Origin of the sequence: Aminobacter sp. HY435, assembly GCF_027568395.1 — a bacterium.
Taxonomy (GTDB): domain Bacteria; phylum Pseudomonadota; class Alphaproteobacteria; order Rhizobiales; family Rhizobiaceae; genus Aminobacter.
In genome coordinates this window covers 228,850-252,818 of the sequence record NZ_JANKZL010000006.1, presented here as the reverse complement: position 1 = coordinate 252,818, position 23,969 = coordinate 228,850, and the positions used below count along the sequence as shown (strand labels likewise).

Here is a 23,969-nt window from a genome sequence, read left to right as displayed (position 1 = left end):
GCGACCGCAACCAAGGCGGCAGCTTGCCCGGCGGTTTCTCAGGCGATGATGTCGGGGATGATCCGGTCTTCGATCTGCGAGATCCGGTCCTTCAGGATCAGCTTCTTTTTCTTCATTCGCTGGATCTGGAGCGGATCGCAGCCGACAGCGATCATCGCGTTTATCGCGGCGTCGAAATCGGCATGTTCCTGCTTCAAGCGCGCAAACTCGAGGCGAACCTCGGCTTGTTCTTGTTCCGACATGTCTACCGTCTGCAAATTCACTGGCGCACCCGGGGCGCTCCTAAAGCGGGTCGGCGACTCCTGTCACCGGCGGAGAAGCCCTTATCACATTTCATGCTGTCAGGAAATGCTACCACGGTTTATTCGACATTGCCGGATGGCGGTGGCAGAGTGTCACGGTTCCGTCACAGAGCGCTGTCTGCGGTGGGCAGGCTCAGTGCGCGGTGCTTCGAGGAAACCATGAAAGGGAGAACCAATCATGTCTCTTGCATCCCATCTTGAAGAGCTTCAGCGGAAACATGGCGATGTCGAGCGTCAGCTTGACGAGGCGATGAATCATCCGTCGATGGACGACCTGCAAATTGTCGCGCTGAAGCGTCGCAAGCTGGCACTCAAGGACGAGATTGAGAAACTCAGAACGGGACCGACCCAACACTAGGTCTCGAGCTTGGAGCGAAATACATCCTGAACATCAAGGATGCTCTAGGTCTTTGAATCTGCCGATCCTTGTTCCGCAGATGATTTTCGTTTGCGGGAGACTGGGCAGTTTTTCTCATGATGATCCGCCGGCAAGACCGGCGGAGCAAGCGCCGGCGGCAGTGACTGCCTGCCGCCGGGAAAATGCCGGCATTCGTCATCGGGCAGGCTGGAAGCGGAGATAATCCTGGCTGCGCCGATGCTCGCACCGGGCATGTCCCAAGCCTGCTTTCAGGCGTCCCAGAACTGGTCCAGCCAGATGTTCAGCCGCATGAAGCCGGTCGAGCTTATTGCGTAGACGCGGCTCGTACCTTCGGGTCTCGCGCTGACCAGGCCAGCATCGAGCAATACCTTCAGATGCTGCGAAACCGCAGGCCGCGACACCGGCAATCCGGCGGCAAGCTGGTTGACCGTCTTGGGGCCACGGCGAAGCTCCTCCAGCAGATGGCGCCGGTTGGCGTCGGCAATCGCAAGGAACGGGTCTTCGACTATCATGGTTCAGTTGTGCCGCAAGAAGCGACGATTCTCAACCGCTGGTCGCGGGCCGGTGGAGCGCGCCATCAGTTGTCGTCTTCGGGTTTCTGGCGCGGGTCGAGCCGCAGCGATTCCGGCGTCGCGGAACGGTCGGCGGGAAGCGTCTTGAAAGCCTCGCGATCCTCGATCGGCACGGCCGCGCGCCGCCTGATGCGAAGGGCGGTGTAGCCGGCAAGCGCGAAATGTGCGGCAGCGGTTGCCAGGAACAGCGCCTCGGGCCGCAGCACATCCATCAGGCTGGCGCCGAGCAGCGGGCCGACCATGGTGCCGAAGCCGTAGAGCAGCAGCAGTCCGCCCGAAACCTTGACGAAATCTTCCGGCTTGGCGTGGTCGTTGGCATGCGCCACCGCCAGGGAATAGAGCGTGTAGGCAAAAGCGCCGTAGCAGGCGGCCATGGCGATGACGAACGGGCCGGAACGGGGCGCGACGAGAAAGATCAGCACGGCGGCGACAGCCGAGGCGAGCGATGCGCCGATCAGCACATAACGGCGGTCGGTGCGGTCGGAAATCTTGCCGATCGGAATCTGCAGGGCGGCGCCGGCGATGACGACAAGGCTCATCATCAAAGCGATTTCGGGCGTCGAGATGCCGATGCGCGCGCCATAGACCGCGCCCAGCGTGCCCCAGTCGCCGTTGGCGACGCCGATCAGGAAACAGGCGACGGAGGCGACCGGCGAGTTGGCGTAAAGCCCCTTGATGTCGAGGGAGACGTCCTGCAGCGGCTTGGGATGGGCGGCGCTCGAAACGGCGGTCGGGATCAGCGACAGGCAAAACAGGATGCCGGTGACCATGAACAGCGCGTCGCTTTTCACGTCGCCGCCGGCAACCATCATCTGCCCGGCCATGATCGAGGCGTAGGTGACCATCATGTAGAGGCCGAAGACGGTGCCGCGGTTCTCGTTGGTGGCGCGCTCGTTGAGCCAGCTTTCGATGACCATGAAGGCGCCGGCCATGACGAAGCCGGTGAAGGCGCGCAGCAGGATCCAGACATACTCGTCGACGATCAGCCCGGTCAGCAGGGCGACGATGGCGGCCGATGCGGCGAAGGTGCCGAAGGCGCGGACATGGCCGGCGCGGCGCACGACGCGCGGGGCAAAATAGCACCCGGCGACGAACCCGCCGGCCCAGGCCGAACCCATCAGGCCGAGCGCTGCGGTGGAGAAACCTTCCTCCTGGCCGCGCAAGGGCAGCAGCAGGCCGTGCAAGCCGGAGGCCGCGAGCAAGAAGGCCGTGCCGCGCAGCAAGGACAGGATCGGCCGGTAGGTTGCAAGCATCAGGTGTCCCACCACGAATCAATCAGGAAGCTATGAGGTGATGATAGCCTCTTTGGGGCCTATATGGGGCGGGGCAAGGCTCAGCCGCGCTTGAACTTGAACAGCGCCTCGGCCGCCGATTTGGTCGAGCCCTTGGCCGCCAGCTCGGCTTCGAGCCGCACGATTTCGGCGCGCAGGGCAGCGATGCGCTCATTAAGCTCGCCGACGGACAGCAGCGACAGATCCTGGCCGATCTCGTGGACGGTTTTCTTGCGGGCCGGTTCGTCGTCGAACATCGCCATGTGAACTCTCCATTCGCGGTCGGGCGTTTGCCTGATTTGACAATCAGAATACATAGAGCGGCCAACGACATGTAAAGTCCGGCGTGGGCCGGAGCAGCGGAGACCGAAAAGACATGGCCACTGTCGCCAGACTTCCCGAAAAGATGCTTGCGGTTGCGATTTCCCAGCCGGGCGGGCCGCGCGTGCTCAAGGCGGAAAAGCGCAGCCTGCCGGAGCCGGGCGCGGGCGAAATCCTGATCCGCGTGCATGCGGCAGGCGTCAACCGGCCCGATGTGCTGCAGCGCAAGGGGGCCTATCCCGCGCCGCCAGGCGCCTCCGACCTGCCCGGGCTCGAGGTCGCCGGCGAGGTCGCGGCACTTGGCGAGGGCGCGACGCGCTTCCGCATCGGCGACCAGGTCTGCGCATTGACGCCGGGCGGCGGTTATGCCGAATTCGCCAAGGTGCACGAGAGCAATGCGCTGCCGCTGCCCAAGGGCTTCACCTACAGCGAGGCCGCGGCGGTGCCGGAGACCTTCTTCACCGTCTGGCACAATGTGTTCGAGCGCGGCGCGCTGAAGGCGGGCGAGACGCTGCTCGTCCATGGCGGCTCGTCGGGCATCGGCACTACCGCGATCCAGCTCGCCTCGGCCTTCGGCGCCTATGTCATGGTCACCGCCGGCTCGGAGGACAAGTGCGCCGCCTGCCTCAAGCTGGGCGCCGACCGGGCGATCAACTACCGCAGCGAGGATTTCGTCCAGGCGGTGAAGGACGCCACCGACGGCAAGGGCGCCCAAGTCATCCTCGACATGGTCGGCGGCGACTATGTCGGCCGCAACTATGATGCCGCGGCGGTCGACGGCCGCATCGTCCAGATCGCCACCCAGGGCGGGGCGGTGGCCAGCGCCGACTTCTCCAGGCTGATGGTCAAGCGGCTGACCCATACCGGCTCGACGCTGAGGCCGCGCACGGTCGAATTCAAGGCCGGGATCGCCGCAGCGCTCGAGGCGCAGGTGTGGCCGCTGCTCGCCACCCGCCGGGTGGCGCCCGTGATGGACATGATCTTCCCGCTCAAGGAAGCCTGGCGCGCGCATGAGCGCATGGAAGAGGGCGAGCACATCGGCAAGATCGTGCTGGACGTGGGCTGAAATCCTTTTCGAAGAGGCGTCGGGGCGGGGGAAAGGCCATCCCCGCTCCTGGAGATGTCCACCTACGCGATGCCGCGCACGGCCCAGGCGATGCTGGCAAAGGAGCGCGGACCGTCGGGGCGGCCGGCCTGATAGGCATCGCGCACGGCAGCCTCGGCGCGCGCCTTGTCCGCCTGGTCGAGCGTGGCGACATATTTGCCGATCGGGCCTTCGCCCGCACCGATGGGCGCCCAGAGATCGCCGAAATCTCGGTAGTCCATGCGCAGCAAAAGCTGGGTTTCCTCGACGCCTGACAGCCCTTGCGCGACGAAGGCGCTCTTCATCTCGCCCGGCTGCATCATCGGCTGGAAGCAATAGCGGGCGCGCAATTGCCGGCCGGCTTCGCTGAACGCGGCAAGCGCGTCGACCATCATGCGCATGCCGGGCATGCCGCCATAGTGGTCCCACACGGTGGCCGCCACCACGCCGCCCGGCCGCGTCACCCTTGCCATCTCCGCGATCGCCCTGGGCGCCTCGGGCACGAAATGCAGCACCAAAAGCGCCAGCGTGCGGTCGAAGCCTTTGTCCTCGAAGGGCAGGGCGCAGGCATCGGCCTGGCTGATTTTTATGCGCGGGTCCGTGTTGCGCGCCTGAGCCGCCGCAACAAAGACCGGCGAGAAGTCGATGGCCGCTATTTCCCCGAGGTTTTTTGCCTCGGCCAGCGCGAAAGTCAGGCTGCCGGTGCCGCAGCCGACGTCGAGCACCTTGTCGCCGTCGGCGACGCCGGCAAAGTCGATGAACGGAACCGCGAGTTTCCGGCTCCAGCGGCCCATCAGTTGCTCATAGCCGGCCGCGTCATGCACGTTGAAGCTTGATGTCATCGAAGCCTCCTATGCCTGAGGCATCGTAGGCCGGGGTGGGGGTGTTGGGAAGGTGATTCCTCGATCAAACTCGGATCGATGCAGGCAACGGCGCTTGGTGGCGCATAATCTGCTCACACAGCGGGCAAAAATTGTGTGCTTTGCAATTAATGAATGACAACGAAATTGTCCTAAATATTATGCTGCCTCGGCAGGGGCCAGAGTGCGCACTTAAGACTTAAATTTGCTCTGCAGCTAGACTGTATTGCGTTTGGATGAGGTTATCGGTGGGTAGACGGCTTTTCTTCGCAGCGCTGATATTTGTCTTGATCGAGCCGCATTTTGCTGCAGCAGATGAATACCGCGTCTATCGATCTCAGCTAGAATGCGTTCGCGACAACGCCGAAAAATACCTGAATCAACCCGGAGACGTCATAACGATCATCCTTCCTGCGTGCCCAATTGTCGATCCACTCGAGGCTTTTCGCTCGCTGGCCAAAAACAACGCTTTCAAGCGCAATGACAATGATCAATCGAAAACCGATGCAATTTTAAGAATTATGAGAAACAAACTTCCCTGTATCTTGAAGGAAATGGATAGCACAGCAGGTGACCCTATCAACATATCGACTGATGGGGCATGTGAAAGATGATGGATATAGAACGTTTCAATAAATTTGCAGAATTGATCGCGCACTCTGCTGTGGTAATTGGGTTAATTTTAGCTGTTGTTGGGTATATGTCTGAGAGAAGTGCTCGAAGAGAACAATTCACGGTCGAATATTCACGGGTTTATAACGGCGAGCATTTGCAGTCTTCGAGGACTCGTATTAGAGCTCTCGTGAGGTCTATGGAAGTCGCCCTCTCAGGTTATAGAATCTCTAATACCTCAATCGCTGACTTATTGGTTAAGCAAATTAAAGCAGGTGGAGAGAAGACGCCGGAGAGTGACATCCTGGCCGTCGCAGAATATTTCAATGGTGCGTTAAGCTGTGTCGAGGCGGAACTATGCGACGACGAGTTATTCAAGAAAATGCATTCCAATGAGGCTTCCAGCTTGGCATGTTTTATTTCGCCGGCACTAGACGAAATCAGCCTACGAGGGGGGCAATCTGAGATGAAGAGAGGGCTTTTGCACTTTCGGTCGGCGAGTGTGATCTGCTGACCTGATGCTTGCTACGGTGCCTAAGAGGGTTCCAACGACGCGCGACCGATCGATCGAAGCATCAGCCGATCACATTCTATTCAGCCGATAGATAGTAGTCGCATACGCGCTCTTGATGCAATCGGCGTTTCTACCGCATTTGTTGCGCAGTTTCATCATTTCCCTCGCGACGGATGTTGCCGCATCTTTGGCGGTGGCTTTCTTTAATGCAAATTTGCCTTCGAACTCGATATCCAAACGAGAGAGCTGCGGGTCCTCACATATCCTGCGCTCCGTTTCACTGGCTGCTTGTGCGCACCATCTAGGCTTTGGGTAAGTTTTTGCGTTTGTGCTCTCGAGCAAAGAGAGCTTGTCCTCAATGTTAACCAGTTTCGTATCCGCTGGCAGGGCCAAGAGTGCTGCCGGTAGCCGGACAAGTTCCTGCGTCGGATCAAATTCAGTGCCGACGGCGTAAAATCCCGCTGGCATATCTTCGTCCTCTTCTGACGGGAGGGTAATTGCGCACCACTCTGGTCGATCCCTGATGTTCTCATCGTGAGCGCCGACAACGCCGGGGCTCGGAAAGAGGTAGCTGTAGTCTTTGGACCAGTCATTTGCTTTCCAACGCAAGAAGCTTGGCGCGATAACATCAAAATCGGGACCAAGCCGTTCTGACATCATCTGCCAGAAACGGAACAATGATTTTGGTGTTTGCGAGGCCGCGTCGGCGAGACCTACGATTTCGTTGGAATTTTCCTCCACAAAGTTTCGGAGTTGTGCAGCGAAATTGGTTGTACTTAAAAATGAAGAAAGTCCGTAAACATACTTCGTTGAGACGCCGGTTATAGTCGCCTCGCTTAGAAAGCGTACGTAATCTTCCGAGCTGCTGAACGAAGATGAATTGTTTGAGAATGTCTTATTGGAATCAGCATTCGCCGATCTATTTTTCCCCCAATGGCTCAGATTAAAGCAGATATTCCCTAAAGAATAAATGCTTTCTAATGCTTTGTTTTTGGTCTTTGTGTGGATTGTTGCCCCGACTAGATTCGCGTCTTCTATAGTATCGATTGTATAGAAATTTTCGGGATCGGGATAGAGGAGCTTTGCAGCAAACCACATCGGTATTCTATGATCTTGAAATCGAACGAGCAGTTCCTGTGCAACTTTGAAGGATAGAGTGCCATTCACCATTACGTCGTAATTCGTGTAATTACCATCGCTGAGGAAAACATACGGTGCGTGAAATCCTACGATGCCACTAGGATCTAACCGGCGATACGCATGAGGGTTATCTAAATTGTGTCCACCTGGTACCGAGCCCCCCAGCCACATGATGGCGCAAGCTGAATAGCAACTTGCCCCAGCTTCAACTGAAGTTGCGATCATGGATGAGAAGAAATAATCCATGATCTTGACTGCTTCAGAGAAGTTACCGCCATTGCTGTAAAGGTAGACAATATCGCAACGAAGCTGGACGTTGCCAGCTTTTCGCGTCCCGATAAACGCTTGGAGTTTTTCGAGATCGCCATCCACGACATCCCCTTTCACCAAGCATGCGCGCGGGGTGTCAAAGTGGGCGGGCATCGTGGCGTCGGGTGCTTCTAGAGAGCCGATTTCGAGGCCGATTGCTGATTGCGCGAACATCTGAAGTGTCAGAAAAGAAGCAATTGCCAGTAACAAAATGTGTTTGTGCATAAGCGTATCCGATCTGGACGTACTTTTTGTTGATCTACTCATTTCGGATCGACCAATGCAATATATGTTTACACTTCGTGCACCAATGCTCTCCTGCTACGTGTGCATGTCTAATGATAGGTTCCAGATCATAGGAATGGCTTAGATGGAAACGTACGGACCAAGGAAGGTGGTGGTTCATAAGTGTGGCAGTGGCATGTAGGATTTCCGCGTCGGCCCTTAAGCAGAACATGGCTGCATAGCAAGGAAAGCCACGCTGGTACTTCGTTCCCTTCCGATTGGTCTGCGACTATGGTGGTGCCAATTTCTGGTTCAACGTTACCCCACGTGACCCCGTTCCTCTCCACCCCCCGCCTCCTCTCCCTCGCGCTCTGGCTTGCCGCGCTCGTGGCGTTCGTCGCCGTGTCCGTCGAGACGTCGCGCACTCGGCTGGCCGACGAGCTCGAGGTGACGGGGCGGACCTTGCACCGGTTGATCTCGCAGCGGGTGGCGCAGCATGATGCGCATCTGACGACGCTGATCGCCTTGTCGAGCGGGGCCGAGCCTGCGCCCACAGGAGCCGTGCGGCAGGTGATGGAGAGCATTTCGCGGTTTTATCCGCGCATTGCCTGGCTGGCGCTGGTTTCGCTCGAACCGGAGGGGGCGGCCAGTGGCGCTGCTGGCGCGGGGCAAGGATCGGCCGCGCTCGGCAGTCCGGGGGCATCGCAGCCGGCAGGCGGCACATCAGGTCCGACCGTGTCCGTGCGCGAGGTGGTGGACGTGCCGTCAGGCGGTGGCGTCGATCTGGCGCCGCTCGCGGCGGAGATTGTGGCGCAGGTGCGGGGCAGGCCGGGCGTCCATGCCGCTGGCGCAGGGCACTATCTCCTGGCCAAGCGCGCGCCGGAGCCTTCCGATCTCGCCGTGGTGCTGATGATCGATGCCGCCAGGCTTGTGGAGCCGGAGGAGCGGCCTGGTTTTGCGCATCTCAGGATCAGCCTCGACGGTTCCGACCTGGTGGACCTGCCGGCCGATGCGTCGGTTGGACCGGGGATTTTGTGGCTTGTGCCGCCGCATTTCGAAAAGGTGATCGACGGCGAGGGGCAGCGGCTGTTGCTTACGCTCGACCGGTCGCTGCCTTTGGCAGCGCTGGTGCCGCCGGGGCGGCTTTTGGGCTTTGCCGCGGTGGCGGGGTTGCTGGCGGCAGCCTTGAGCTTCGGGCTCGGGCAGCGGGCGGCGGTGAAGCGCTCCGAGCTTGTGGCGCGGGCGGCGGAGGCGCGGGCGCTGTTGCAGGAGCGGGAGACGCTTCTGGCGCATGCCTCGCGCGTCAACGCCATGGGCGAGCTGGCGTCGGGCATAGCGCACGAGCTGACGCAGCCGCTGACAGCACTTTTGAGCCGCAGCCAGGCGGCACTCAGGCTTGCGCGGGTCGACAGGCCCGACATGGCGATGATTTCTGAGGCGCTCGACGTCAATGTGCGCGAGGCCAAGCGCGCCGGCGAGATGCTGAAGCGGATGCGCGACTATGCCTCCAACAAGGCGCCCGAGCGGGCGCGGCAGGACCTGAACGCCATCGTGGCCGAGGTGGTGGCGCTGACCCGCACCGACCTCGAGCGGCGCGGGGTAGCACTTGTGCTGGAGCTGGGCCAGCCGGCGCCGGAGGCGGTGGTCGACGCGATCGAGATCGAGCAGGTGCTGCACAACCTGATCCGCAACGCGGCGGAGGCGACCGGCAGCGGCGGGACAGTGACGATCGCGACTGCGCGGGCCGGGCGCGAGGCGAAGGTTGTGGTCAGCGACGACGGGCCGGGGATTTCGGCCGAGGTGCTGCCAAAACTGTTCACTCCGTTCTTCACCACCAAGGCCGACGGCATGGGGCTGGGCTTGTCCTTGTGCGCTTCGCTGGTGGAGCGGGTGGACGGGCGGATCGCAGCCGAGAACGGGGCGTCGCGCGGGGCGCGGTTCACGGTGACGTTGCCGCTGGCAGGGGGACCGCTGGCCCCGGAGGGCAGGGGATGACGCACAGGGTCTATCTGGTCGACGACGACGAGGCGGTGCGCGAGGCGCTGGCCTTCCTGCTCTCGACCTATGGGATTGCGGCGGAGACTTTTGGCGATCCGCAGACGTTTCTGGCGCATGTCGATGACAAGAAGCCGGGCGTGCTGGTGGTGGATTTGCGCATGCCGCTGGTGTCGGGCCAGCAGCTGCACCAGAAGCTTGGCGAGCGCGGCATCGACTGGCCGACGATCATGATCACGGGGCATGGCGACGTCGCCGCCTGTAGGCGGGCGTTCAAGGCGGGCATCCAGGATTTTCTCACCAAGCCGGTCGACGGCGAGGTGCTGGTCGATGCCTTGCAGCAGGGGTTTGCCAGCCTCGACGCGGGGCTGGAGACGCGCGAGGCGCGGGCGCTGCTTGCCAGGCTCACGGAGCGCGAGCGCGAGGTGCTCGACATGGTGGCGCGGGGCTGGGCGAGCAAGGAGATCGCGGCAGCGCTCCAGGTCTCGGTGCGCACCATCGACGCGCACCGGGCGAAGGTCGCGGAGAAACTGGGCACCAGTTCGGTGGCCGAGCAGGTGCGGCTGGCTCTTCTTGGTGGGGCATGACCTTGTCCAAAAACCGGCCTCCACTTTTTGGGGTCATGCCCTGGCGGTCGCAGCAGTAGGTAATCCTACCTAGGCCAGGTGGTGGCATCGCGGATTCAGCTGCCGATGCGATGCGGGTAGTTCTGATCCCGGACAAGCGAAACGCTTTCTCCCGAGACACCATCAGGACAGGAACCCAGTCATGATCAAGAACATCCTCCTTGCAGCCGTCGCCACCGTCGCCGTCACCGGTGCCGCTTCCGCCCAGGTGCTGACCGAGAAGAACATCTCGTCGAGCCTCGCCGTCGAGATCGCTGAGGGCGCGGTCGCGGCATGTGCCGCCGACAAGTACAACGTGACCGCCGCGGTGGTCGACCGTGCCGGTGTGCTGCGCGCGCTGGTTCGCGCCGACAATGCCGGCACACACACGGTTTCGGCCGCCCAGGACAAGGCCTTCACCTCGGCCTCTTCGCGCACCCCGACCGGCAAGATGGCCGAGAACGTCGCCAAGAACCCCGGTGCGGCTGAGCTGGTCAACATCGACGGCTTCCTGGTGCTGGCCGGCGGCATGCCGATCAAGGCTGGCGATGCGGTGATCGGCGCCATCGGCGTCGGCGGCGCGCCGGGCGGCAACTTCGACGAGGCCTGCGCGGTCAAGGCGATCGAGGCCGTCGCCGACAAGCTGAAGTAAGCCGGCGAAGACCGAGCGGCCCCGTTCCGGCACGCGCCGGAGCGGGGCCTTCTGGCGTTCTGGCGGGCCGAGATGGCGGCAAAGCAGCCCGTTGCGAACCCTGGCCAAAATCGTTGCGGTGGCGGGCGAATACGTCTATATACGGGCCGAATTTCCCATTTTCTGGTGGCTTGATCCACCGCCCGCGTGAGGGACGCGGGCGAGCGAAGAGGATATATCGCATGGCCAATACCCTGCTTATGCCCAAGGCGACCGCCGTCTGGCTGGTCGACAATACGGCGCTGTCGTTCGACCAGATCGCGCAGTTCTGCTCGCTGCACCCGCTCGAGGTGAAAGCGATCGCCGATGGCGAATCGGCCCAGGGCATCAAGGGCATGGACCCGATCATGACCGGCCAGCTGACGCGCGCCGAGATCGCCAAGGGCGAGGGCGACATCAACCATCGCCTGAAGCTCTCCGATCCGAAGGTTCGCGTGCCGGAAGCCAAGCGCAAGGGCCCGCGCTACACGCCGCTGTCGAAGCGCCAGGATCGCCCGAACGCCATCTACTGGCTGGTCAAGAACCATCCCGAACTGAAGGACGCGCAGATCTCGCGCCTCGTCGGCACCACCAAGGCGACGATCGAGCAGATCCGCGAGCGCAAGCACTGGAACATGGCGACGCTGACGCCGCTCGACCCGGTCGCGCTCGGCCTGTGCTCGCAGATCGACCTCGACATCGAAGTGCAGCGCGCCTCGCGTGGCCGCGAGGCAGCACCTGCGGTCGGCGACACGCTGCTGCCGGCAGCGCTGACCGAGCGCCTGACGCCGGAGCAGGCAGCGCCGAGGGACGAAGACAAGGAACTCGACGCCAACGCGGTGTTCGCCAAGCTGACGGCGCTGCGCGCCAAGAAGGAAGACGAGGACGAAGAGGAATAATCGCTCCCGTCCCGGCAGATATCGATGAAAAAGCCCGCTTCGGCGGGCTTTTTCATGTCGTGACTCCGGCCGTCCGACTATTCGGATGCGATGAACTTCAGCGTTCCGGCGACGCGTGGCCCGCCTGGATGATCGGAGGGATGGTTGATGCCGTCCATGACCGGAATTTCGGTGAAGTCGAACGGGCTGACACCGTCGAGGATGGCGGCGTTGACGCCGTACTGGTTCTGGTTGGAGCGGCGCTGGTGGTGTGTGTAGATGCCGCATTTCGAGCAGAAGTAATGCTTCGCGGCCATGGTGTTGAACTGGTAGGTGGTGAGCGCGTCGGCTCCCGCGACGACATCGATGCCGCCGAGATCCGCCGAGAGCGCGACCGCACCCTTCATCCGGCAGTAAGAGCAGGTGCAGCGGCGGGCCGAGCGCAGGCCGTCGCTCAGGCGCACCCGCAAGCGCACCGTGCCGCAATGGCACGCGCCGTCGATCTCTTTGATGTCCAGGTCCATGGTCCAGCCCCTATTGCAGTTTGGCAGGTGCAGCGCTTCGCAACACGCAGCCGAGCTTCAAGTATGCGCGACTGCAAGCATTGTCGCAGCGAGTCGTTTGGGCCAGCAAAAAAAAGAGCCCGGCGCAGGGGCCGGGCGTTTCAGGCGGGGAGGGACATGGGAGGGGTCAGCCGCGCGAATTCCTGTCGGGCGCGCCAAAGGATTCGCTGCGCTCGACGCTGCGGTAGTAGTCGACAAGCAACTTGCCGCGTTCGGGTTTGAAGATGCGGCCCGCCGACGTGACCGCCGAGATGCGGTCGATGCGGAAGGCCCGGAAATCGTCACGCATTTCGCACCACGCGATCAAGGTCCAGACCTTGCCCCAGAACCACAGGCCGAGCGGCCGCACATCGCGGGCAGAACCACGGCCGGCTTCGTCGGAATAGTCGAGCCTGAGCACCTGGCGGCGCTCGACGGCGCGTTCGATGAGGTCGATGGCTTCGCGATCGGCATCGGAGACGACCCACATCGGCGTGTGGATTTCGGTGCGGGCAATACGGTCGCGCTCGCTGTCGGGCAGCACCGCGCCAATCTTGACCAGTGCTTCGTCGGCGGCCCGCGCCATGGCTGCGCCACCAAAGGCCCTGACCATGCGGGCGCCGGCGACCAGTGCCACGATTTCATCTCGTGTGAACATCAGCGGCGGAAGGTCGAAGCCCTCCCTCATAATGTAGCCCACACCGGCCTCGCCATCGATCGGCACGCCCGTCGATTGCAGGTCGGAGATGTCGCGGTAGATCGTGCGCTCGGACACTTCGAGCCATGCGCCGAGCTTCTGCGCAGTAACCAGGCGGCCGCCGCGAAGATGCTGCACGATCTGAAAAAGCCTGTCGGCCCGTCTCATTCATAGACCCCGATTCATGTGCGCGCCCGCAGTGCTGATGCGGCAGGGCGCGGCGCAACTTTGCAGTCTACCATCGCACAGGGCTCCTGACAGCATATTGTCAGGAGTGGTCAGCATACTCGCGCGCGAACATGGCGCGCATGTGGGCGAATTGTTCGGCGTTGCCGGGCAGAACCGTGTCGAGGAAGGCGACCGCGAAAGTGCCCGGCGCCGAACCTGGAGCGGTGACAATTCTTGCATCGGCAACAGCGTGCGGCACATCCTGATAGCCCGATGCGCCGGCATAATCAGGTTCATGCCCGAGGATCCAGTCGCGGCCGTTGCTGGTGTGGCGGACACCGTCGAACAGGCCGGCGCGGGCGAGCGCAAGCGTGCCGGCGCAAATGCCGCCAACCGTGCCGCCGCGCCCCGCGACAGCTTTCAACAGTCCCGAAACATCAGGAGCATCCTTCGCCGCCCAACCGTCCGAACCAATGACGGCAATGGCGTCGAGGTCCTGATTTTCGCCGATTTCTGCGCCTCTGTCGGCCATCAACCTGAAACCGCCTATTGATTTCAGCGGCGAGACATGCGGCGACAGGGATACAGCCTTGATACCGAACCATTCGACGGCGGAAGCGGCGAGGAGACCATACTCCCAGTCGGCAAAGCCTTGGATGAACAACAGGCCGATGGTTTTCGGTGCAACGGTCATGATCCCTGTCCTTTTCGTTGCAGGGCTGTCAGTGGCGTCCGCGGCGGTCGGCGAAGCGGTCTGGCCAACCAATGTCCTTGCGCAAATCCGCGGGCAGCGAGTTCATCAGACGCTCCGTGCGGATCTCGTTCTGCATGGTCCTGATCTTGCCGGCATAATGCCTGACGGCGCGGAAGATGCCGGGTCTAAACGTGCTCATGACTGATCCTCCAAATCTTTTACGGGAGGAGTATCTCACATGCCTCCTGACAGCAGTCTGTCAGGAGCTGACAGACCCGACGACAATGTTTCGGAACGCCGCGCCAGCGGTGCGCCATCAGTCCTCCCGAGGCATCATGTAGTTGAGCGCCAGGCGCCCGCCATCGGCGAAAATTGTCTGGCCGGTGATGTAACTGGCGTCGTCGGAGGCGAGGAACGCGGCGATGGCGGCAATCTCCTCCGGCTCGCCGATGCGCCCCAACGGGGTACGCGACAAGATGCGGTTCCTGGCATCGCGGTTTTCGGTGGCGCGGGCCAGCATGTCGGTGGCGATCGAGCCGGGGCCGATGGCGTTGACGCGGATACCGTGCGGCGCAAGGCCAAGGGCCATGACCCTGGTCAGTTGGGCGATGCCGCCCTTGGAGACAGCGTAGGGAACCTGATCGGCGATGGCGACGACGGCATTGATCGAGGACATGTTGACGATCGACCCCGGCGCTCCGCCCGACTTGGCCTTCTCGACCATGAAGCGCGCAACGGTCTGGCCGGCGAGGAACGCGCCCTTGAGGTTGACGGTCAGAACGCGGTCGAAATCCTGCTCGGTGATATCGAGGAAGTCGGCGCGATGGTCGATGCCGGCGTTGTTGACCAGAATGTCGATGTCGCCAAAGGCATCTATGGTGGCGGCGACCAGATTGTGAATGTCGAGGCGCCTGCCGACATCGGTCCGGACAAAACGTGCGTGCTGTCCGAGATCGCGTTCGGCGGCCGATCCTTGCTCGAGGTCGATATCGGCGATGACGACGCGGGCACCCTCCTGGACGAAGCGCTCGGCGATAGCGAAGCCTATTCCCCTGGCGCCGCCGGTGACGATGGCCGTCTTGCCTTCGAGCTTCATGAGGCACTCCCGATCCGAATCCAGGCTGGAGAGTGGCGACAAGCACCGGCGCGGTCAACGTTGCCAGAAATGCCTGACGGCTATAGGATAGCCCCCTATATTATTGAGGCAGGCAATGCACACGATCAAGGACAAGACCAAGCTGCTGGCGCGGGTGCGCCGGATCAAGGGGCAGGTCGAGGCGGTCGAACGGGCGCTGGAGGCGGAAATCGGCTGTGCCGATGTGCTGCAGCTGATTGCGTCGGTGCGTGGCGCGGTCGGAGGGCTCACGGCAGAGCTCATGGAAGACCATATCCGCCGCCACGTGCTGCATCCAGGCGATGCGGCCGAACGCCAGCGCGGCGGCGAAGAGCTTGTCGATGTCATCAGGACCTACCTGAAATGAGCCACGATCATCCGCATCGCCATCCGCATGACGGCCATCACGCTCATGGGCAGGAGGGGCTCACGGCGGACCACAGCCACGTCTTTCTAGGCGAGCGACATGACCGCAATGCGCGGCGAACGATGTTCGTCATTGCGCTGACAGCGGCGATGATGGTGGTGGAGATCGTCGCCGGCAACATCTACGGTTCGATGGCGCTGGTGGCCGATGGCTGGCACATGTCGACTCATGCGGCAGCGATGCTGATCGCTGCTCTTGCCTATGTGTTTGCCCGCCGCCAGGCCAACAATCCGCGTTTCACTTTCGGTACTGGCAAGGTCGGCGATCTCGCGGCCTTCGCCAGTGCGGTGATCCTGGCCATCGTGGCGGTCTTCATCGGCTGGGAAAGCCTTGGCCGACTGCTGAACCCCATCGAGATCAACTACCGCGAGGCGACTATCATCGCCGTGGCCGGGCTGGTGGTGAACCTGGCCAGCGCGGCCCTGTTGCACGAAGGCGACCACGCCGGCCATGGGCGCAAGCAGCACGACCATGGCCATGCGCATGGCGGGCACGACAACAATCTGCGGGCTGCCTATCTCCACGTCCTGGCCGATGCGCTGACTTCGGTGTTGGCTATTGTCGCGCTGGTGGCGGGCGCTGCCTATGGCTGGCGCTGGATCGATCCGGCGATGGGCATCGTCGGCGCGCTGGTGATTGCGAACTGGTCGTGGACGATGATCCGCGACGCCGGCCGCGTGCTGGTGGACTACACGCCCGCCGGCGAGGACCTGCCGGACGAAATCCGGGACGCGGTGCAGACCGACATTGACGTGATTACCGATCTGCACGTCTGGCAGGTCGGGCCGGGACATCACGCGGCGATCGTGTCGCTGACGTCGAGCGCGCCGGCTGCGCCGGAAGTCTACAAGTCGAAACTCGCGCATATTCACGACCTGTCGCATGTGACCATTGAAGTCCAGCCGGCATAGGGTGAGTCTCTTGCGGGACGCCGTGCCGGTGATGCAATAAGGGCTATGTCCAAGACCACACCCGCCACGCTGATGCTGTCCAGGATCGGTGTTCCCTTCACGCTGGCAACCTACGACTATGATGCGGGCGCCGAGCGCGTCGGGCTGCAGGCGGCGGAGGCGATGGGCGTTGCGCCTGCCATCGTGCTCAAGACGCTGATGGTCGAGGTGGACGGCAAGCCCGGCTGCGTGGTGGTTCCCTCCGACCAGGAGGTCAACATGAAAAAGGTCGCCGCGGCCTTCGGGGCAAAGTCGGCGCAGATGATGAAGCCGGCCGATGCCGAGCGGCTGACGGGCTACAAGGTCGGCGGCATCAGCCCGTTCGGCCAGCGCAAGGCGGTGCCGACCGCGCTCGAGGAAATGGCGACGCTGGAGGACGAGATCTTCCTCAACGGCGGCCAGCGCGGGTTGCAGATACGCATGCGCCCGGACGATCTCGTCCAGGTGCTTCAGGCGAAGGTCGCCGATCTGATCCGTTAGAGCATTTTCGCTTTTCTTCGAATCGCGAGAACGCTCTGTCTTCTTGTCTTGACGCAACTCCGAACGGAAACCTGCGTCGCAGGTTCCCTGGAATTGCCCTAAGCGGCTGACGCTGCGCGGCCTGCCTGGCCAGCGCTACTTGCGGGCGTCGATGAAATGCTGCTTCAGCCGCTCGACTTCGGCCGGCGACCAGCCCTGGACATCCGTCACCTGAAGCCACGAGTCGATGTAGTGCTCGGCTGCGTAGACGTGGCCGTAGCCGATCGGCGAGGTCGTTGCCATGGCAAGGTCGAGCGTCAGCTGCAGGAAGGTGACGACAGGGTACCAGCGCAGGTCGGGCGAGACGTCGGGGCCGCGCGGCGGCTTCATCCAGTCAGGTTCGTGATAGAAGGCGTGCGGATCGTAGAAGGTGATCGGGTCGCTGGCATATTGCAGGTAGACGACCCTGAGCGGGCCCCAGATAGCGCCGGGAATGTCCAGCGCGTCCTTCTGGGCTGTGAAGCGGACATAAGAGCCGTCGCCAAAGCGCGGCAGCCATGCCGGCGTGCCGGGATCGCGACCTGCGGTGATGGCGTTCCAGATGCGGCTGGGGAAGGGCGGGCCGACCCAGAGCGCGCCCTGATAGGGGTCGCCCAGAACTTCGAACAGTTCGTTGGACAGCTCCGAGCTCAACGCGCCGAGGCTGAGACCGTAGATGTAGAGCTTGGGGCGCGTCTCCTTGGGCAAGGTACGCCAATAACCGTAGACCTCGGTGAACAGCGCGCGCGCCTGCTCGGCGCCGTAGCCGGGTTCGACCAGCAGCGACAGCCAGCTGGCGAGGTAGGAATACTGGGCGGCGACGCTGGCGATGTCGCCATTGTGCAGGAATTCGACCGGGTCGATGCCCTGTTCGTCGACCCAGCCGGTGCCGGTGGGCGTGATGATGACCAGCGCCGATCGCTCGAAGCCGCCGACGCGCTTGAGTTCGTCCAATGCGAGGCGAGCGCGCTGCTGTGGCGAGTTGCCGGATTGCAGGCCGACATAGACGCGCAGCGGCTCCATCGCCGGCTTGCCGGTAAAGCTGCCGATGTCGGCGCTGCCTGGTCCCGTCGCGATGTAGGAGCGGCCCATGCGGCCAAGGTCCTGCCAGCGCACCAGCGAGGCGGCGCTGCCGGTCTTGTCCGGATCGGTGGGTTGGGTGGTGTCCGGCGGCATCAGCGCGTCGAGGCGCTGGAACGAGCTGTCCATGACGCGCAGACCATAGCGGAAGATGATGCCGTCCGCGGCCGACCAGAACACCAGAATGGCGATGGTGGTGCCGATGACATAGGAGACGCGCTTGGGGACGTAGCGGTTGAGCCGCCGCGAGACGAAGTAGAGCGTGATCTTGAACAGCCGGGCGAGGGTGATCAGGATCACGAAGGTGACGAGGGCGATGGCGCCGACCTCGAAGGGGTGGGCGCTGTCGACAGGCTCCATGCCCATCACCGAGCGGATCGAATTCTGCCACTCGGCGGCGCGCCACAGGAACGTCAGCCCGATGACGGCGCAGAAGGCGACGGCAACCGCCTTGGAGACGCGCAGGATGCGCGCCTGCAGCTCGGGCAGTTCGAGATAGTGCCACAACCAGCGCAGGAAGAAGCCTACGCCATAACCGGCGGCGGCGGAGCAGCCGGAGAGGACGCCCTGGGTGACGTAGGTGCGGGGGATCAGTGTCGGCGTCAGCGAGGCTGCGAAGAACAGCGTTCCGATCAACAGTCCCGTCAGTGAGAACGAGTACCAGTACCTGACGATCCAGTTACGCAACATCTGCAAAAGCCCCCAGCATGCCAGTCTGGGGGCAACTTGCCTTGAGCCCGGCACGCAGGCAATAGCACAGAGTCCCAATCTGCCGGGAAAGGCTGGCGCCAGGCGCCCGCGTGGTTCGACAGGCTCACCATGAGGGGTTCGACAGGCTCATCATTAAGGCTTCGACAGGCCCACATGAGGGCGTCTGATCCGTCTCGGCTGTCACCAGAGTATCGCAGAGCTTGGCCCGGTCGACCCAAAATCCTCATGGTGAGCCTGTCGAGCCATGGGATCTGGGGGCCATCCAGAGGGTGCTAGACAACCTGGATGCCACGCGCCTTCAGCGCCTCCATGATTTCGTCGAGGATTGCCGGGTCGTCGATGGTCGCCGGCATCTTCCACTCCTCGTGGTCGGCGATCTTCTGCATGGTGCCGCGCAGGATCTTGCCCGAGCGGGTCTTGGGCAGGCGCTTGATGGTGACCACCATCTTGAAGGCGGCAACCGGGCCGATGCGGTCGCGGACAAGCCCGACGACTTCCTTTTCGATCGTTGCGGTGTCGCGGGAAACGCCAGAATTCAGCACGATGAAGCCGCAAGGGATCTGGCCCTTCATCGCATCGGCGATGCCGATGACGGCGCATTCGGCGACGTCGGGATGCTCGGCCACAACCTCCTCCATGCCGCCGGTCGACAGGCGATGGCCGGCGACGTTGATGATGTCGTCGGTGCGGGCCATGATGAACAGGTAGCCGTCGTCGTCGACATAGCCGGCGTCAGCGGTCTTGTAGTAGCCGGGAAACTCGGCGAGGTAGGCGTTGAAGAAGCGCTCGCCGGCATTCCACAGCGTCGGCAGGCAGCCGGGCGGCAAAGGCAACTTGACCACGACGTTGCCGAGCGTGCCATGCGCCACCTCGTGGCCGGCATCGTCGAGCACGCGCACGTCAAAGCCCGGCATCGGCACGCAGGGCGAGCCGTATTTGACCGGCAACTGGCCGAGCCCGATCGGGTTCTGGCTGATCGGGTGCCCGGTCTCGGTCTGCCACCAATGGTCGATGACCGGCACGTTGAGCTTGTGTTCCGCCCACTTGATGGTTTCGGGGTCGGCGCGCTCGCCGGCGAGGAACAGGGTGCGGAACGTCGACAGGTCGTATTTCGGCACGAAGGCGCCTTGCGGGTCTTCCTTCTTGATGGCGCGGAAGGCGGTGGGGGCGGTGAACAGCGCGACCACGCCATGTTCCGAAATGACGCGCCAGAAGGTGCCGGCATCGGGCGTGCCGACCGGCTTGCCTTCGAACAGGACGGTTGTGGCGCCGTGCAGCAGCGGGGCGTAGACGATGTAGGAATGGCCGACGACCCAGCCGACGTCGGATGCCGCCCAGAACACCTCGCCCGGCTTGACGCCGAACTCGTTGTCCATCGACCATTTGAGCGCGACCATGTGGCCGCCATTGTCGCGGACCACGCCCTTGGGCTGACCCGTGGTGCCCGAGGTGTAGAGCACATAGAGTGGATCGGTGGCGGCGACGGGAACGCATTCGACAATACGTCCGGCAGCCTTGGCAGCGCCAACCGCCTCGGCATAGTCGACATCGCGTCCGGCGACCAGCTCGCAGCCGAGCTGCGGGCGCTGCAGGACAACGCAAGCCGACGGCTTGTGGCTAGAGAACTCGATCGCCTGGTCGAGCAGCGGCTTGTAGGCGATGATGCGTCCGGGCTCGATGCCGCAGGACGCCGAGATGATCAGCTTGGGCGTGGCGTCGTCGATACGGGTGGCGAGTTCCTTGGCGGCAAAGCCGCCGAAGACCACCGAATGGATGGCGCCGAGCCGAGCGCAAGCGAGCATGGCGAAGGCCGCCTCGGCGACCATCGGCATGTAGATGATGACCCGGTCGCCCTTCTCGACGCCCTGGTCGCGCAGCACGGCAGCGAGCGCGTTCACCTTGGCGAGAACCTCGGCATAGGTGTATTTCGCCATCGTGCCGGTGATCGGACTGTCGTGGATGAGGGCCAGCTGGTCGGCTCGCCCGGTGGCGACATGACGGTCGAGCGCGTTGTAGCATGTGTTGCATTCGGCGCCTGAAAACCACTGGCCGTAGACGCCCAGGTCGGCATCGAACACTTTGTTCCAGGGCTTGAACCAGTCGATCGCTTCCGCAGCCTTGGCCCAGAATCCCTCGGGGTTGCGCATCCAGCTGTCATAGACCTCGTGATAGCGAGACGACATGGCGTTTCCTTCCCAGGACATCGGCCCTTCTGGGCGCTGTAATTGGCAGGCTTTGTAACGGCTCGTGGTGTTCGGCGTCCATTTGACCTTGGTTTAACAATACAAGCATCATATTGCCCGTTTTCACGAGGCGATTTTCCACACCCTCCGCTGGTCACGCGATGTAGCGCTGAGCTTGGGCGGCGCAGCCGATCTTAGCAGATGCCGCGAGCCGCTTTGACAGGGGCGCGGCAAATTGATCAAAGGCGGTCATGTCGAAGGCGCTGTCGCTCATCATCCTCGCCATCATGGCGATCCAGATCATCAAGCCGCTCGGTTTGCCCGGGCTGCGGCAGCGGCGCGACTTCTGGAAGCTGGCGGTGCTGGCGCTGGCGGCGATTTCGGTCACCGCGCTGCTCGGGCACTGACAGGTCGGCGCCGGGCAGCGGTCGGCGTATCGCAGTGCGCCGCCATCTGGCGGAAACTGGAGCTCGCCGAGGGAAAACCCCAGTCCCACCCCCGGCGAGCCTTTTACCTGATTTGAGACAAACCAGGCCCGGCTAGCGCCGGCGACACATGCCTTGCACGGTTCGTGCCAGCGCGGTCTGTGCCGCGGTGGGGCAGATTGGAGGCGCTGATGTCCCGGAAGAGGATTGTGGCGGGACAAGGCGAAGCGCAAGGACGCACCTCGAGCCTTCACAAGCGGCTGCGTCGGGCGGGCCTGCGCCATCGTCGGCTGCCTTGATGGCGATGGAAAGCGATGAGAGCAGCATGGCAGGGCCCGATACGGTTGTGTTTGGCGCCGTATCGCCCTAGGCAGGCGTGAACCATAACAAGAGGACAATCCCATGCCCAGACCGACGAACTACAATCAGGAACGCCGCGACCGCGACCGCGCCAAGGCGGCCAAGAAGGCTGACAAGCTTGCCGCCAAGGCCGAGGCCAAGCTGCGCGGAAATTCGGCAAGCGAAGACGACGCAGCGCCGGAAGCCGAAACGGAAGCCTGATGCGGGTGGTGGCGGCAACGCTGGGTGCCGCCAAACCTGCTTCGTGCTGAGTTCGGCGCTTGTGCGCCGGATCAGTCCTTGTCGTTGATGTAGACGCTGACTTCGCGCGCCGCCGCGATGAAGGCCCGCCGCGCCGCCATGACCGGCTTTTCGCCCGACATGGCGTCGGAGCACGCCTGGAGCGCCGCGCGATGCTTGGGGCTGCGCTTGCCTGGCCAGCTGTTGAGCAGGAAGGCCGAGGCTTCCTTGGCCGAGCGCAACAGAAGCGGAGTGCCTGCCGGATCGGCCTTTACGGTGATGGGAGTTTCAAACCTGATATTTTCCATGGCCGCTCATACGCCAAACTGGCCGTGGAAGCGAGGAACATAAAGTTCGGGACGGACATGCCGTGATCTTGCGGCGCAAGCGGAGCCGGGCAAGTACTGCTCGCCGACCCGAACGTGCTCGACGGATCGGGCAAGCGGTGATTGTGTGTTGGTGCAAAGACATTTGGATATGGCGGGGCAAATGGCTGGCGTGGCCAAGAGTTCGTTCAGGCCGCAGACGCTGGGCGCCATGGTCGTGGCGCTTGTCGTCTATGTGTTTGCCTCATTCACTGCCGCGACCCTTGTGACTATAGCCGCCAGCATGCTTGCGCCAGTTATCGACTGGCTATTGTTCGGCGCGCGCCCCAACCTCGTTCAGCTAGCCGGGGCGGTCGCCGCCGCCGTAGCCGGCATCGTCGCGGCGCGGCTGGTCTGCGATCTGGCGTTCAAGAACTACAGCAGACGCCTGGTGTTCGCCATGTTCGCCGTCGTCTTGACGATGACGACGCTTGGCGATGCATCGATGACATTCACGACAGCGCAGATGATCCTTGGGCTACAGTATCTGGCCGCGCTCGCCGCCGCATATTTCTGCTTTTGGCGCGTGCAGCCGCCCGCGCAGGAGCATCTGGGTCGAGGCGATATTCTGGATGGCGAGAATGGATAGAGCAGAACTGCTGACGGCGACCCTATCGCTCCTGATTGCCACGCCGGTCGCCGCGTCTTAAGTCCGATCACCCTGGCCTGGTGTCCTCGACAATAAGAAAAAGCCCCGGATCGCTCCGAGGCTTTTCGCATTTCGTGCCTGAAGGCTTGGCTTACGCAGCCTTTTCCAGCGCGGGCTTCCACTGGCCCAAGGCAGCCAGGTGGTTCATGTGGGCGCGGTGGGTGAAGGCGGCCTGGCCGGCGGCGAGGTTCTCGACCTTGCCCGACCATGCCTTCTGCGGCGCTGCCTGCAGCGCGCGGCCGTAGGAGAAGGTCAGCTTCCACGGATGCGGGCCAATCGCGTTGATGGCGTTGAGGTTGGCGGTCGCCTCTTCGTCGGACTGGCCGCCCGACAGGAAGGCGATGCCCGGAACCGCAGCCGGAACCGTCTCGCGGAACAGCTTGATGGTCTTTTCGGCGATCTCCTCGGCGCTGGCCTTTTTGGTGGCCTTCTTGCCCGAGATGACCATGTTCGGCTTCAGGATCGTGCCTTCGAGCACGACGCGGGCGGCGTAGAGCTCGTCATAGAGCTTGACCAGCGTCGCCTTGGTGACGTCGTAGCAGGTGTCGATGTCGTGGGCGCCGTCCATCAGCACTTCCGGCTCGACGATCGGCACGATGCCGGCTTCCTGGCACAGTGCCGCATAGCGGGCGAGCGCCTGGGTGTTGGCCGAGAGCGAATAGGCCGAAGGCACGTTCTTCGTCGTATCGATGTCGATCACGGCGCGCCATTTGGCGAAGCGGGCGCCGAGCTTGTAGTACTCGGCCATGCGCTCGCGCAGGCCGTCGAGGCCTTCGGTGATGGTGTCGCCCGGAAAATTGACGATGGCCTTGGCGCCGGCATCGACCTTGATGCCGGGGATGGCGCCTGATGCCTTGATGAGCTCGACCAGCGGTGTGCCGTCGGCGGCGGTCTGGCGAATGGTCTCGTCGTAGAGGATGACGCCGGAGATGTATTTGGTCATCGCTTCGGTGGTGCGGAACATCATCTCGCGATAGTCGCGGCGGCTGTCAGCGGTGGATTCAACGCCAATGACGTCGAAACGCTTCTTGATGGTGCCGGAGCTTTCGTCCGCAGCCAGAATACCCTTGCCGTTCGCCACCATGGCGACGGCGATGTCTTCGAGACGTTCGCTCATACACGTTTCTCCTGATCAGATGCCGGGCGCATA

29 protein-coding genes are annotated in these 23,969 nt (G+C 62.7%); 14 read left to right on the top strand and 15 right to left on the bottom strand.

What is annotated here, in order from left to right:
* Positions 1-38: 38 nt before the first annotated feature.
* Complete coding sequence (locus tag PCJ21_RS10580; RefSeq protein WP_269931359.1) at positions 39-242, bottom strand: YdcH family protein; 204 nt, start codon at positions 240-242, stop codon at positions 39-41.
* A gap of 238 nt (positions 243-480) precedes the next feature.
* On the opposite strand from PCJ21_RS10580, the gene PCJ21_RS10575 reads away from it, so the two are divergent.
* On the top strand, positions 481-660 hold the full coding sequence (locus PCJ21_RS10575) for a YdcH family protein (RefSeq protein WP_269931358.1): 180 nt from the start codon (positions 481-483) through the stop codon (positions 658-660).
* A gap of 269 nt (positions 661-929) precedes the next feature.
* Here PCJ21_RS10575 and PCJ21_RS10570 read toward each other — a convergent pair whose 3' ends face one another.
* The 3 genes from PCJ21_RS10570 to PCJ21_RS10560 all read right to left on the bottom strand — a co-directional run bounded on the left by PCJ21_RS10570 (position 930) and on the right by PCJ21_RS10560 (position 2,787).
* Complete coding sequence (locus PCJ21_RS10570; RefSeq protein WP_269931357.1) at positions 930-1,193, bottom strand: ArsR/SmtB family transcription factor; 264 nt, start codon at positions 1,191-1,193, stop codon at positions 930-932.
* Between the two features lie 65 nt (positions 1,194-1,258).
* Entirely contained in the window at positions 1,259-2,506 is a 1,248-nt protein-coding gene (locus PCJ21_RS10565; protein WP_269931356.1) for an MFS transporter, read from the bottom strand.
* An 80-nt stretch (positions 2,507-2,586) separates the two neighbouring features.
* Positions 2,587-2,787 (bottom strand): DUF1192 domain-containing protein, encoded by a 201-nt coding sequence (locus PCJ21_RS10560; RefSeq protein ID WP_269931355.1) that lies wholly within the window; start codon positions 2,785-2,787, stop codon positions 2,587-2,589.
* Positions 2,788-2,900: 113 nt separating this feature from the next.
* Between PCJ21_RS10560 and PCJ21_RS10555 the strand changes: the two genes are divergently transcribed.
* Positions 2,901-3,911 (top strand): NAD(P)H-quinone oxidoreductase, encoded by a 1,011-nt coding sequence (locus PCJ21_RS10555; RefSeq protein WP_269931354.1) that lies wholly within the window; start codon positions 2,901-2,903, stop codon positions 3,909-3,911.
* A gap of 62 nt (positions 3,912-3,973) precedes the next feature.
* Here the strand turns inward: PCJ21_RS10555 and PCJ21_RS10550 are convergent, their stop codons facing one another.
* Positions 3,974-4,771, bottom strand: coding sequence for a class I SAM-dependent methyltransferase (locus PCJ21_RS10550; protein ID WP_269931353.1), 798 nt, complete (start codon positions 4,769-4,771; stop codon positions 3,974-3,976).
* A 266-nt stretch (positions 4,772-5,037) separates the two neighbouring features.
* Between PCJ21_RS10550 and PCJ21_RS10545 the strand changes: the two genes are divergently transcribed.
* Both PCJ21_RS10545 and PCJ21_RS10540 read left to right on the top strand, forming a co-directional pair.
* Entirely contained in the window at positions 5,038-5,403 is a 366-nt protein-coding gene (locus PCJ21_RS10545; RefSeq protein ID WP_269931352.1) for a hypothetical protein, read from the top strand.
* On the top strand, positions 5,400-5,915 hold the full coding sequence (locus tag PCJ21_RS10540; RefSeq protein WP_269931351.1) for a hypothetical protein: 516 nt from the start codon (positions 5,400-5,402) through the stop codon (positions 5,913-5,915). The genes PCJ21_RS10545 and PCJ21_RS10540 overlap by 4 nt, the downstream gene beginning before the upstream one ends.
* 69 nt (positions 5,916-5,984) lie before the next feature.
* Here PCJ21_RS10540 and PCJ21_RS10535 read toward each other — a convergent pair whose 3' ends face one another.
* Complete coding sequence (locus tag PCJ21_RS10535; RefSeq protein ID WP_269931350.1) at positions 5,985-7,589, bottom strand: hypothetical protein; 1,605 nt, start codon at positions 7,587-7,589, stop codon at positions 5,985-5,987.
* 327 nt (positions 7,590-7,916) lie between these two features.
* Here PCJ21_RS10535 and PCJ21_RS10530 point away from each other — a divergent pair, with 327 nt between their 5' ends.
* The 4 genes from PCJ21_RS10530 (at position 7,917) to PCJ21_RS10515 (ending at position 11,758) form a co-directional block, all read left to right on the top strand.
* Positions 7,917-9,584 (top strand): sensor histidine kinase, encoded by a 1,668-nt coding sequence (locus PCJ21_RS10530; protein ID WP_269931349.1) that lies wholly within the window; start codon positions 7,917-7,919, stop codon positions 9,582-9,584.
* Entirely contained in the window at positions 9,581-10,171 is a 591-nt protein-coding gene (locus PCJ21_RS10525; RefSeq protein ID WP_269931348.1) for a response regulator transcription factor, read from the top strand. The genes PCJ21_RS10530 and PCJ21_RS10525 overlap by 4 nt, the downstream gene beginning before the upstream one ends.
* 181 nt (positions 10,172-10,352) lie before the next feature.
* Complete coding sequence (locus tag PCJ21_RS10520; RefSeq protein ID WP_269931347.1) at positions 10,353-10,841, top strand: GlcG/HbpS family heme-binding protein; 489 nt, start codon at positions 10,353-10,355, stop codon at positions 10,839-10,841.
* 221 nt (positions 10,842-11,062) lie between these two features.
* Entirely contained in the window at positions 11,063-11,758 is a 696-nt protein-coding gene (locus PCJ21_RS10515) for a DUF1013 domain-containing protein (RefSeq protein WP_269931346.1), read from the top strand.
* Positions 11,759-11,835: 77 nt separating this feature from the next.
* Here the strand turns inward: PCJ21_RS10515 and PCJ21_RS10510 are convergent, their stop codons facing one another.
* From PCJ21_RS10510 to PCJ21_RS10490, 5 genes are all read right to left on the bottom strand, one after another.
* Positions 11,836-12,261: a GFA family protein gene (locus tag PCJ21_RS10510; protein ID WP_269931345.1), complete on the bottom strand. Its 426-nt coding sequence runs from the start codon at positions 12,259-12,261 to the stop codon at positions 11,836-11,838.
* Positions 12,262-12,427: 166 nt separating this feature from the next.
* Positions 12,428-13,144, bottom strand: a complete 717-nt coding sequence (locus PCJ21_RS10505; protein WP_269931344.1) for a helix-turn-helix transcriptional regulator — start codon at positions 13,142-13,144, stop codon at positions 12,428-12,430.
* 100 nt (positions 13,145-13,244) lie between these two features.
* A complete protein-coding gene (locus PCJ21_RS10500; protein WP_269931343.1) occupies positions 13,245-13,838 on the bottom strand; it encodes a DJ-1/PfpI family protein in 594 nt (197 codons plus the stop codon).
* A 28-nt stretch (positions 13,839-13,866) separates the two neighbouring features.
* A complete protein-coding gene (locus PCJ21_RS10495; RefSeq protein WP_269931342.1) occupies positions 13,867-14,037 on the bottom strand; it encodes a hypothetical protein in 171 nt (56 codons plus the stop codon).
* Positions 14,038-14,154: 117 nt separating this feature from the next.
* Positions 14,155-14,934 carry an SDR family NAD(P)-dependent oxidoreductase gene (locus PCJ21_RS10490; protein ID WP_269931341.1) on the bottom strand — a complete coding sequence of 260 codons (780 nt, stop codon included), beginning with the start codon at positions 14,932-14,934 and terminating at the stop codon, positions 14,155-14,157.
* A gap of 115 nt (positions 14,935-15,049) precedes the next feature.
* Here PCJ21_RS10490 and PCJ21_RS10485 point away from each other — a divergent pair, with 115 nt between their 5' ends.
* Genes PCJ21_RS10485 through ybaK form a run of 3 tightly spaced genes read left to right on the top strand, consistent with a single transcriptional unit; the run spans position 15,050 to position 16,809 of the window.
* Entirely contained in the window at positions 15,050-15,319 is a 270-nt protein-coding gene (locus tag PCJ21_RS10485; protein WP_269931340.1) for a metal/formaldehyde-sensitive transcriptional repressor, read from the top strand.
* Positions 15,316-16,290, top strand: a complete 975-nt coding sequence (gene dmeF / locus PCJ21_RS10480) for a CDF family Co(II)/Ni(II) efflux transporter DmeF (RefSeq protein WP_269931339.1) — start codon at positions 15,316-15,318, stop codon at positions 16,288-16,290. The genes PCJ21_RS10485 and dmeF overlap by 4 nt, the downstream gene beginning before the upstream one ends.
* A 45-nt stretch (positions 16,291-16,335) precedes the next feature.
* A complete protein-coding gene (gene ybaK, locus PCJ21_RS10475; protein WP_269931338.1) occupies positions 16,336-16,809 on the top strand; it encodes a Cys-tRNA(Pro) deacylase in 474 nt (157 codons plus the stop codon).
* Between the two features lie 135 nt (positions 16,810-16,944).
* Here ybaK and PCJ21_RS10470 read toward each other — a convergent pair whose 3' ends face one another.
* Together PCJ21_RS10470 and PCJ21_RS10465 are read right to left on the bottom strand one after the other, a co-directional pair.
* Positions 16,945-18,597, bottom strand: coding sequence for an alpha/beta hydrolase (locus PCJ21_RS10470; protein ID WP_269931337.1), 1,653 nt, complete (start codon positions 18,595-18,597; stop codon positions 16,945-16,947).
* Positions 18,598-18,890: 293 nt separating this feature from the next.
* Positions 18,891-20,801 carry a propionyl-CoA synthetase gene (locus tag PCJ21_RS10465; protein WP_269931336.1) on the bottom strand — a complete coding sequence of 637 codons (1,911 nt, stop codon included), beginning with the start codon at positions 20,799-20,801 and terminating at the stop codon, positions 18,891-18,893.
* A 251-nt stretch (positions 20,802-21,052) separates the two neighbouring features.
* On the opposite strand from PCJ21_RS10465, the gene PCJ21_RS10460 reads away from it, so the two are divergent.
* Entirely contained in the window at positions 21,053-21,208 is a 156-nt protein-coding gene (locus PCJ21_RS10460; RefSeq protein WP_269931335.1) for a hypothetical protein, read from the top strand.
* A 420-nt stretch (positions 21,209-21,628) separates the two neighbouring features.
* The gene (locus PCJ21_RS10455) at positions 21,629-21,787 is read left to right on the top strand and encodes a hypothetical protein (protein ID WP_269931334.1); all 159 of its coding nucleotides are present in this window, start codon (positions 21,629-21,631) and stop codon (positions 21,785-21,787) included.
* Positions 21,788-21,858: 71 nt separating this feature from the next.
* Here PCJ21_RS10455 and PCJ21_RS10450 read toward each other — a convergent pair whose 3' ends face one another.
* Complete coding sequence (locus tag PCJ21_RS10450; protein WP_269931333.1) at positions 21,859-22,113, bottom strand: DUF982 domain-containing protein; 255 nt, start codon at positions 22,111-22,113, stop codon at positions 21,859-21,861.
* Between the two features lie 181 nt (positions 22,114-22,294).
* Between PCJ21_RS10450 and PCJ21_RS10445 the strand changes: the two genes are divergently transcribed.
* Entirely contained in the window at positions 22,295-22,759 is a 465-nt protein-coding gene (locus PCJ21_RS10445) for a hypothetical protein (RefSeq protein ID WP_269931332.1), read from the top strand.
* Between the two features lie 151 nt (positions 22,760-22,910).
* Here the strand turns inward: PCJ21_RS10445 and PCJ21_RS10440 are convergent, their stop codons facing one another.
* Positions 22,911-23,936: a class I fructose-bisphosphate aldolase gene (locus tag PCJ21_RS10440; protein WP_269931331.1), complete on the bottom strand. Its 1,026-nt coding sequence runs from the start codon at positions 23,934-23,936 to the stop codon at positions 22,911-22,913.
* Positions 23,937-23,969: the final 33 nt, after the last annotated feature.